We start from the raw sequence: 4,813 nt of genomic DNA, 5'->3' as shown, positions 1-4,813 counted from the left end.
TCCGCGCGGAAAGAAAAGTAACCAAAAGAAACGCGCCGCCATCCGCGAGCCGGTGCTGTGCACCGGTACCCTGCGCACCACGCCCCCCCCGGGGCCGGGGGGGGCGACGCGCGGGGGGTGGGGCCCCCCAGCGAGTCCCGCCCCGCCCCCGGGGGGGCCGCGGCGCCCCGGGTACCGGTGCGCAGCACCGGCTCGCGGATGGCGGCGCGTTTCTTTTGGTTACTTTTCTTTCCGCGCGGAAAGAAAAGTAACGCCCATGAACGCATGCGCCCGCCACAGCAACAATCAGGCAGAAGAGAGGCGCGTGGCGCTACGCGCCGCCGGCAAACCCATGCTGCCGCCACGCCTCGTACATCACCACCGCAACGGTGTTGGAAAGATTGAGGCTGCGGTTGCCCGGCCGCATCGGCAGGCGCAGGCGGCCGCCGTCGGGCAGGGCATCGAGCACGTCCTGCGGCAGGCCACGGCTTTCCGGCCCGAACAGGAAGGCATCGCCCTCTTCAAAGGCCACGCTGTCGTAGCGCACGCTGGCGCGGGTACTGAGTGCGAACAACCGATTCGGTGCGATCCGCGCCAGCGCGGTGTCCAGGTCGGGGTGCACCTGCAGGCGTGAATACTCGTGGTAGTCCAGCCCGGCGCGCTTGAGCTGCTTGTCTTCCAGTGCGAAGCCAAGCGGCTCGACCAGGTGCAGCTGCGCGCCGGTGTTGGCACAGAGCCGGATCACATTGCCGGTGTTGGGCGGGATTTCCGGTTGGAACAGGATCACGTGGAACTGGGGCGCGGCATTCATCGGCGCAGTGTACCTGCGACGGCGGCCGCCTTTACGGCGCACGCCCTGCGCGAGGCAGGGCGGCACCGGTTACGGGCGCAGCAGGACCTGGGCGGTTTCGGTGGCCAGGGCCTGCAGGTCGGCGGCGCTCGGACGCACCTGCAGGGCCGGCAGGTTGACGATGACCGAGTTGGCGACGTTGGTGGCGGCGGCAGCCAGGGTCGCGGCGTAGCGCTGGGCTTCCAGCTCGGCGGCCAGGGCGACGCGCTGTTCCAGGCTCGGGCGCACTTCCACCGAGGCCAGGGTGGTGATCGGCATCGCGGCCGCAACCGGGGCGGCGACGTAGCCGTTGCGCTCGGCCAGCTGGTCGGCGCTCGGGCGCACTTCCACGGTGGCCAGGGTCGGGATGCCGCTGGCCTGTTCCCAGGCCTGCTGGGCCAGCTGGTCGGCGGCAGGGCGGACCTGCACGGTGGACAGCGTCTTGATGGATTCGGAGGCCTGCACCGACGAAACAACCGCGGTGCCGGCAATCAGGGCGATGGCGATGGCAATGGTCTTGGCGTTCATGACGGGGCCTGTTTAGTGTTGGTGATCAGTGGTGTGGTAGTAAGGTAGTACACCAATTCTGGGCTTGCAAGGAAAATTTCCGATTTCCTGCATTTGTTCAGTCTTCAGTCAGCTTTCGTCTGAAGCCCTTCCTGGCGCAGGAACTACCAAGCAATCCGCGTGCCAACTTTTAGTTGTTGATTTAGAAGGGGTTTGTTCGGGTAGAGAAGTGTCCGGTGGGCGGACACCTGTCCATTCCTCGGGCCGCGGACACTGTCCGGACGTTGCCTGCGGGCGCTTGTGACCGCCCCTCCCGGGCCGCAAAGCAGGGGTGGAGGGGCAAGGAGGCAAACACCCCCAGTGACTGCCGGCCGATTCCGGCCGCTGTGCGCGCAGGCTAGGATCGGGGTTCACCTTCGTGACCAAGGATCCGGATATGTCTCTCGCCCTTCGCCCGCGCGCTGCACTGCTGGCTGTCGCCCTCAGCACCGCCCTGGGCACGCTTGTGCCTTCCCATGCGCTGGCGGCCAAGCCGGCCGCACCGGCCAAGGTCGATATCCCGTACGAGCAGTTCACCCTGCCCAACGGCCTGCGCGTGATCGTGCACACCGATCGCAAGGCGCCGATCGTTGCGGTCAACGTCTGGTACCACGTGGGCAGCAAGGACGAGCCGGCCGGCCGTACCGGCTTCGCGCACCTGTTCGAACACCTGATGTTCCAGGGCAGCGAAAACCACGACGGCGAATTCTTCGAGCCGTTCAAGCAGGTCGGTGCAACCAACCAGAACGGCACCACCAACACCGACCGCACCAATTACTTCGAGAACGTGCCGACCACCGCGCTGGACATGGCACTGTGGATGGAATCGGACCGCATGGGCCATCTGGTCGGTGCGATCGACCAGGCGGCGCTGGACGAGCAGCGTGGCGTGGTGCAGAACGAGAAGCGCCAAGGCGAGAACCAGCCCTACGGCCAGGCCTGGGACCAGCTCAACAAGGCGCTGTATCCGGTGGGCCACCCGTACCACCACGGCGTGATCGGTTCGATGAACGATCTGAACGCGGCGTCGCTGGACGACGTGAAGACCTGGTTCCGCACCTGGTACGGCCCGAACAACGCGGTGCTGGTACTGGCCGGCGACATCGACCTGGCCACCGCCAAGGAAAAGGTCTCCAGGTACTTCGGCAGCATCCCGGCCGGCCCGACCATGGCGCAGCCGGCGGTGAACGTGGCCAAGCGCAGCGCCGATACGCGCGAGACGATGACCGACAAGGTGCCGCAGGCGCGTATCTACCGCGCCTGGAACGTGCCGCAGGTCGGCACCACCGAGGTCGATCAGCTGCAGCTGTTCGCGCAGGTGCTGGGCGGTGCCAAGTCCTCGCGCCTGAGCCAGCGCCTGCAGCACCAGGACAAGCTGGTGGACAGCATTGCAGCCGGACTCTCTACCTCGCAGCTGGGCTCCAACTTCGTGATCATGGCCACGGTCAAGCAGGGCCAGGACCCGGCCAAGGTCGAGAAGATCATCGACGAGGAGTTGGACCGGCTGATCAAGCAGGGCCCGACCGCCGCGGAACTGGAGCGCGCCAAGACCGGCGCCCGCGCCGGCTTCATCCGCGGCATCGAGCGCATCGGTGGCTTCGGCGGCAAGGCCGACGCCCTTGCAGAATGTGCGGTGTTCACCGGCGACCCGGGCTGCTTCCGCACCTCGCTGGCCAACATCGAGAAGGCCAGTCCCGCCGATCTGAGCCGGCTCGGCGCACAGTGGCTGGACACGGGCAGCCACACCCTGGTGATCGCACCGGGTGAGCGCGTGGCGCTGAAGGAAGATCCGAGCCAGGCGCCGAAGCCGTTCACCGTGCCAGCGGTGGACCCGAAGTACAGCACGCTGCCGGAGCAGGTCGACCGCAAGGCCGGCGTGCCGCAGACCCGCGAGTTCCCGCAGTTGAAGTTCCCGGCGCTGCAGCGCGCGACACTGAAGAACGGTACCCAGGTGATCCTGGCCGAGCGCCATGAGATTCCGGTGGTGCAGTTCAGCTACCAGTTCCCGGGCGGCTTCAGTGCCGACCAGGGCCGCAAACCGGGCACCGCCAACTTCACCATGAGCCTGATGACCGAAGGTGCCGGCAAGCTCGGCTCGCTGGCCTTCGCCGATGCGGCGGATGCGCTGGGCGCCAGCCTGGATGCCTCGGCCGGCCTGGACTCGATGAGCGTGGACCTGTCGGCGCTGAAGGAAAACCTGGTGCCGTCGCTGGCGCTGTACCGCGACCTGCTGCGCGAACCGCGCTTCGAGCAGGGCGAGATCGACCGGGTCAAGGCGAGCTGGATCGCGGGCATCCAGCAGGAGAAGGTCAACCCGGGTGCGGTGGCGATGCGCGTGCTGCCCCCGCTGCTGTACGGCAAGGGCCACCCGTATGCCATTCCGTTCACCGGCAGCGGCGACGAGGCGGCGATCAACGGCCTGACCCGCGAGGACCTGGTCGACTTCCATCACGACTGGCTGCGCCCGCAGAACGGCACCCTGATCGTGGTCGGCGACACCACCCTGGCCGAGATCGTGCCGCTGCTGGACAAGCAGCTGGGCGACTGGAAGGCTGCCGGCGATGCCCCGCAGGTGAAGGCGGCCACCGACGTGGCGCTGCCGAAGGGCCCGCGCGTGTTCCTGATCGACCAGCCGGGCGCGGTGCAGGCCAACCTGTTCGCCGGCCAGGTGGTGGCACCTTCCAGCGCCACCAGCTCGACCCGCTTCGACATCGCCAACGGTGTGATCGGCGGCGACTTCACCTCGCGCCTGAACATGAACCTGCGTGAAGACAAGCACTGGTCGTACGGTGCGCGCAGCAGCGCGGTCAATTCGGTGGGCCAGCGCCCGTGGATGGCCAGCGCGCCGGTGCAGATCGACAAGACCGGCCCGGCACTGGCGGAAATGCGCAAGGAAATCGCCGCGTTCGCCGATGGCAGCAAGCCGGCCACCGCCGCCGAGGTCAACCGCATCCGCAATATCCAGACCCTGAGCCTGCCCGGTGCCTACGAGACCGCCAGCGCGGTAGCCTCGACCATCGGCTCGATCGTGCAGTTCAAGCGCCCAGACGACTACGTGCTGCGTCGCAAGGCCGAGATCGAGGCGATGACCCCGGCGCAGGTGCAGCAGGCCGCCGCCGAGATCAAGCCGCAGGCGCTGACCTGGGTGGTGGTGGGTGATCTCAAGCAGACCGAAGCGGCCGTGCGTGCGCTGAACCTGGGCGAGGTGACCGTAATCGATGCCGAAGGCAACCCGGTCAAGAAATAAGGGATGTGCCTGCCCGCCACGGCGGGCAGGTCTCCCGTGGTAGCGGCGGGGCCCGCCCCGCCCCGGTGGGGGGGGGCCCCCCGACCCCCCGGGGGCGGCCCCCCCCGCCCGCCCCGCCCCCCGCGCGCCCCCCCCGGCCGCTACCACGGGAGACCTGCCCGCCGTGGCGGGCAGGCACATCCCTTATTTCTTGACCGGGTTGCCTTCGGCAT

3 protein-coding genes are annotated in these 4,813 nt (G+C 68.0%); 1 reads left to right on the top strand and 2 read right to left on the bottom strand.

Annotated elements, in window-relative coordinates:
- Positions 1-310: 310 nt before the first annotated feature.
- Together R5H29_RS00115 and R5H29_RS00110 are read right to left on the bottom strand one after the other, a co-directional pair.
- The gene (locus R5H29_RS00115; RefSeq protein WP_332328534.1) at positions 311-790 is read right to left on the bottom strand and encodes a tRNA (cytidine(34)-2'-O)-methyltransferase; all 480 of its coding nucleotides are present in this window, start codon (positions 788-790) and stop codon (positions 311-313) included.
- A gap of 69 nt (positions 791-859) precedes the next feature.
- Positions 860-1,336, bottom strand: a complete 477-nt coding sequence (locus tag R5H29_RS00110; protein WP_014035556.1) for a hypothetical protein — start codon at positions 1,334-1,336, stop codon at positions 860-862.
- Between the two features lie 415 nt (positions 1,337-1,751).
- Here R5H29_RS00110 and R5H29_RS00105 point away from each other — a divergent pair, with 415 nt between their 5' ends.
- Positions 1,752-4,601 (top strand): pitrilysin family protein, encoded by a 2,850-nt coding sequence (locus R5H29_RS00105; protein ID WP_332328533.1) that lies wholly within the window; start codon positions 1,752-1,754, stop codon positions 4,599-4,601.
- Positions 4,602-4,813: the final 212 nt, after the last annotated feature.

Source organism: Stenotrophomonas sp. A3_2 (assembly GCF_036624925.1).
Lineage (GTDB): Bacteria > Pseudomonadota > Gammaproteobacteria > Xanthomonadales > Xanthomonadaceae > Stenotrophomonas > Stenotrophomonas hibiscicola.
Note: the sequence above shows the minus strand (reverse complement) of the source record. Positions and strands in the feature narration are given on the sequence as shown.